Annotated in this window: 4 protein-coding genes; 3 read left to right on the forward strand and 1 reads right to left on the reverse strand. The window is 40.2% G+C overall.

Annotated elements, in window-relative coordinates; translation table 11 throughout:
* Positions 1–101 precede the first annotated feature (101 nt).
* Positions 102–866 carry an outer membrane protein assembly factor BamD gene (locus GQR55_RS19540; protein ID WP_007581382.1) on the reverse strand — a complete coding sequence of 255 codons (765 nt, stop codon included), beginning with the start codon at positions 864–866 and terminating at the stop codon, positions 102–104.
* A gap of 141 nt (positions 867–1,007) precedes the next feature.
* On the opposite strand from GQR55_RS19540, the gene rluD reads away from it, so the two are divergent.
* The 3 genes from rluD (at position 1,008) to clpB (ending at position 5,389) form a co-directional block, all read left to right on the forward strand.
* Complete coding sequence (gene rluD, locus GQR55_RS19545) at positions 1,008–1,985, forward strand: 23S rRNA pseudouridine(1911/1915/1917) synthase RluD (protein ID WP_007581384.1); 978 nt, start codon at positions 1,008–1,010, stop codon at positions 1,983–1,985.
* Positions 1,985–2,716, forward strand: a complete 732-nt coding sequence (gene pgeF, locus GQR55_RS19550) for a peptidoglycan editing factor PgeF (protein WP_166421911.1) — start codon at positions 1,985–1,987, stop codon at positions 2,714–2,716. The genes rluD and pgeF overlap by 1 nt, the downstream gene beginning before the upstream one ends.
* Before the next feature lie 96 nt (positions 2,717–2,812).
* Positions 2,813–5,389: an ATP-dependent chaperone ClpB gene (gene clpB, locus GQR55_RS19555; RefSeq protein ID WP_166421912.1), complete on the forward strand. Its 2,577-nt coding sequence runs from the start codon at positions 2,813–2,815 to the stop codon at positions 5,387–5,389.
* Positions 5,390–5,501: the final 112 nt, after the last annotated feature.

Raw genomic sequence — 5,501 nt, forward strand, 5'->3', positions numbered from 1 at the left:
AAGATCTGATCATGACATTGAGATTTAGTTCAAAAAAATCCCCGCTAATTTCTTAGCAGGGATTTGTGTATAAGAGACAGCTTACTAAGCGCCTTTTTTGTTTATTTAGTTCTTTTATTTAGTCTTCGTGTTTGTTTTGCATGTTCACTAAGTTCAGTTAAACCTAATTGGTCGTAACTTTTTTCCATCATTTCAAGGGCTGGATCTAAGTAACTGCTTTGTGAATAATGCTCAACAACAAACTTACCTCTATTAGCGGCAGCTAAATAAGCTTCACGTTCGTAATAGTAAGTTGCAACTTTTAACTCATAACGTGCCATGCGGTTTAAAAGCCATACTAGACGGCGTTTCGCTTCAGGTGCGTAATCACTTTTTGGAAAGCGTTTTACTAGTGTCGATAAATCGGTAAATGCAACACGTGTACGGTTAGCATCACGATCAGCTCGATCTACACCAAAATACTCTTGAAACGCGTTTTTATCAGCTTTAATATTTACTAAACCACGCATGTAATACATGTAATCAAGGTCTTTATGATTTGGGTTTAAGCGAATAAAGCGGTCAATGGTTGCAAGTGCTTGTTCAGTATTACCTGATTGGTAATGTGCATACACTAAGTCCATTTGTACTTGTTTAGAGAATGGGCCAAATGGGTAGCGTGAGTCTATTGCACTTAAAAGTTCAATTGCGCGAGCATATAAACCAGAATCTAGCGTTTCTTTTGCATCTTCATATAAAGCGTGTGCAGACTTATTAGGTACACGTTGAATATCTTCTTGGTCTGGAGCAGACGAACAAGCGCCTAAACTAAGTACAGAAACTGAAAAAACAATGGCAAATGCACGTTTCCCTATTTTATTTATCATTTTATTTGTTACCTTCGATGTCTTCGGCTAGGCCAAGTCGGTAAAACCGAGTAAACTATGCGTATTATATTATGCTTTTATTAAAAGCGATTCTAACCCAGTCGAGCAAAGCTTGCACTGGTAAATTGGGTAAAGTTACTAATGTCAGAGCAAATTTCTCTTCAAGCCGACGTTCCAACCGAATTAGGTGGTAAACGTCTAGACCAAGTATTAGCACAATTGTTCCCTGATTATTCACGTTCTCGTATAAAAACGTGGATATTGGATGATAAAATCACCGTAGACGGTGAAATTTTCAACACTCCACGCGAAAAACTACTAGGTGGTGAAGTTGTAAGTGTTGAAACAACAATTGAAGCACCACGCGAATACGAAGCACAAGATATCAAATTAAACATTGTTTATGAAGACGATGATATTTTGGTAATTAATAAACCTATGGGCCTAGTGGTTCACCCTGGTGCAGGTAATCCTAATGGAACAGTGCTAAACGCATTACTACATTACTACCCTGAAATAATTAACGTGCCACGCGCAGGTATTGTGCATCGTTTAGATAAAGACACGACTGGCTTAATGGTTGTAGCTAAAACGATTCCAGCACAAACGCATTTAGTGACAGCGCTGCAAAAGCGTGAAAACTTCACGCGTGAATATGAAGCACTGTGTAATGGCACTATGACCGCAGGTGGTATGGTTGAAAAAGCGATTGGCCGTCATCCTACTCAGCGTACTCATATGGCAGTACATGAACTGGGTAAACCTGCTATCACGCACTATCGTGTTGCTGAAAAATTCCGTGCTCATACACGCTTGCGCTTACGCTTAGAAACAGGGCGTACGCATCAAATTCGTGTGCACATGGCACATTTAAATCATCCGCTAATTGGCGATCAATCTTACGGCGGCCGTCCGCGCCCACCTAAAGGTGCAACACCTGAGTTGTTCGAGTTACTTCGTAGCTTTAGACGCCAAGCACTACATGCTGTAAAATTGAGTATTGCGCATCCAATCACGGGTGAAATGATGACATGGCAAGCACCTATCCCAGATGATATGGTTGCTATGACACTTGCATTACGTGAAGATACTAAAGCTAATCCTGATATCGATAGATAATGCACTTATTGTCAGCGACATGGCAAAACCTTCATAAAGTAGCAACGTTAAGTACTACTTGTGGAGGTGGTGTTTCAAAAGTCCCCTTTAAAAGTTTTAATTTGGGATACCATGTTGGTGATAATAAAGGTGATGTAGCAAAAAACCGCTCACTATTAACTAAACACTTACCTAAACCTGCCGTGTGGCTAAATCAAGTTCATAGTTCTGATGTTGCTATTGTTGATGAACATTTTGATTTTGATGAGTTACATAATGCTGATGCGCTTTATACTCGGTTATTAAACCAACCTTTGGCTATAATGACTGCCGATTGCTTACCTATTTTATTAGTGAGTGATGATGAAAAAGAAATCGCAGCTATACATGGCGGCTGGCGAGGGCTAGAGCAGGGAATTATTAAAAACACATTGGATTGCTTTAGTACAAAATATGAAAATATAAGTGCGTGGCTAGGGCCTGCAATTGGACCAAACCGATTTGAAGTGGGTGCTGAAGTATTTGAGCAATTTAGAAAGAAATCCACTTCATTTACTCAAGCTTTTAAACTACAAGCAAATGGTAAATATCTAGCTGACATTTATAGTATTGCTCGCATATTACTTATCCAGTCAGGGGTTAAAAATATTACGGGCGGCGACTATTGTACAGTCTCTCAAAGTGACTTGTTTTTTTCATATCGACGAGATGGACAAACTGGACGTATGGGAAGTTTGATCTGGCTCAAATAATTCACATCTTTCAACATTATATTTCCCTCCACACCTTGAACAAACACCTAAACAGACCCATTAATTAAGCAATTAGATTATTTAATAGGTAATACCATGCGTTTAGATAGATTTACAAGTAAATTTCAATCTGCGCTCTCTGATGCGCAATCGTTAGCTCTTGGCCGTGATCATCAATTTATTGAACCAGTACATTTAATGTATTCATTGCTTAAGCAGAGCGGCTCTAGTGTGCGTGCATTACTTGCGCAAACAGGTGTCAGCGCTGACGAACTCAACACCAAGCTTTCTCAAGAAATAGAAAAGTTATTTAAGGTTGAAGGCGTAGGCGGCGACGTGCAGCTATCAAATAATATGGCTTCACTTATTAACCTGTGCGACAAATACGCACAAAAACGCAAAGACAAATACATTTCAAGTGAGTTATTTGTACTCGCTGCATGCGACGATAAAGGTCCGCTTGGTGATATATTTAGATCGTTAAATATTACCGCAACTAAAATTGAAACCGCAATTAAAGCTATTCGTGGTGGTCAAAAGGTTGATGATCCAAATGCCGAAGAAACACGCCAAGCGCTTGAAAAATTCACAATTGATTTAACTGAGCGGGCAGAGCAAGGTAAGCTTGATCCAGTTATTGGTCGCGATGACGAAATTCGCCGTACGATTCAAGTATTACAACGCCGGACTAAAAATAATCCTGTGTTAATAGGTGAACCAGGTGTTGGTAAAACAGCAATCGCCGAGGGTTTAGCACAACGTATTATTAACGGTGAGGTGCCTGAAGGATTAAAAAACAAACGCGTACTATCACTTGATTTAGGTGCGTTAGTTGCAGGTGCAAAATACCGTGGCGAATTTGAAGAGCGTTTAAAATCGGTATTAAACGAGTTGGCTAAAGAAGAAGGCCAAGTCATTTTATTTATTGATGAAATACATACTATTGTGGGTGCAGGTAAAAGTGACGGCGCAATGGATGCGGGTAATATGCTAAAACCAGCATTAGCGCGCGGAGAATTACATTGCGTAGGCGCAACAACGCTTGATGAATACCGTAAATATATAGAAAAAGACGCAGCCCTTGAGCGTCGATTCCAAAAGGTACTTATTGAAGAGCCGTCGGTTGAAGATACCATCGCAATATTACGAGGCTTAAAAGAGCGTTACGAGCTACATCATTCAGTAGAAATAACGGATCCCGCTATTGTTGCTGCAGCTCAGTTATCTCATCGTTATATTAGCGATCGTCAGTTACCGGATAAAGCAATTGATTTAATAGACGAAGCGGGTTCTTCAATTCGATTACAAATTGATTCAAAACCAGAGTCGTTAGATAAGCTTGAACGCCGTATTATTCAATTAAAGCTAGAAGATAACGCGCTCGCTAAAGAAAAAGACGAAGCAAGTCTAAAACGCCGCAGTGAAATGCAAGAGCTAATCACAGATCTTGATGCACAATACCGCGAGTTGGACGAAATATGGAATGCTGAAAAAGCATCGCTTCAAGGCACGCAAGTAATTAAAGCTGAGCTTGAACAAGCAAGATTAGACTTAGACGTAGCGCGAAGAGCAAGCGACTTACAGCGCATGTCAGAGCTTCAATATGGGCGAATCCCAGAGCTTGAACGTAAACTTGATTTAGCCTCACAAGCCGAAATGCAAGAAATGACATTGCTTAAAAACCAAGTTGGTGAGGATGAAATTGCTGAAATACTCTCGCGTTGGACAGGTATTCCTGTGGCAAGAATGCTACAAGGTGAGCGTGAAAAGCTACTACAAATGGAAGATAAGCTACACAGCAAAGTAATAGGGCAAGATGAAGCGGTTGTGGCTGTTTCTAACGCAATACGCCGCTCACGTGCTGGGCTTGCAGATCCTAATCGTCCTATTGGTTCATTTTTGTTTTTAGGCCCAACAGGTGTGGGTAAAACAGAGCTGACAAAAGCACTCGCTGGTTTTATGTTTGATACCGAAGATGCCATGGTGCGTATCGACATGTCTGAGTTTATGGAAAAACATTCAGTTGCACGTTTAGTAGGGGCACCTCCAGGTTATGTGGGTTACGAAGAGGGCGGTTATTTAACCGAGGCGGTACGCCGTAAACCTTACTCCGTGATACTGCTTGATGAAATAGAAAAAGCGCATCCAGATGTATTTAATATTCTACTGCAAGTATTAGATGATGGTCGATTAACAGACGGGCAAGGTAGAACCGTAGATTTTAAAAATACCGTTATTATCATGACCTCAAATCTAGGCTCAGATATTATCCAAGAGCAAGCGGGTAATAATGACTACACGACCCTTAAAGCTAAAGTAATGGAAGTATTAATTAATGAGTTTAGGCCTGAGTTCATTAACCGTATAGACGAGACTGTTGTATTTCATCCGTTAGCTAACGAGCATATAAAAGAAATAGCTGATATTCAGTTAATGAAATTACGTGAGCGTTTAACTGAAATGGGATATTTACTTGAAATAAGCGATGCGGCTCTTGAGCGAATTGCAGAAAGTGGTTTTGACCCTGTGTATGGTGCACGTCCACTTAAACGCGCTATTCAACAAACGATAGAAAACCCACTGGCACAAAAGCTACTTAATGGGGACTACATACCTGGTTGCGTTATTGTTATCGACGCAAGTGACGAAGGCTTGGTATTTACTAAGCGTTAATTGTAAATAATTAAAATCAAAAGCCGCTGAAATAGCTAACACCATTCAGTTAAGCATGTTTTGACTTAATGGTGTACCGAGTTTTTGAAATTCGAACGGTCCTACTTTTGGG

The organism is Pseudoalteromonas sp. Z1A8 (genome assembly GCF_011378855.1).
Taxonomy (GTDB): Bacteria; Pseudomonadota; Gammaproteobacteria; order Enterobacterales; family Alteromonadaceae; genus Pseudoalteromonas.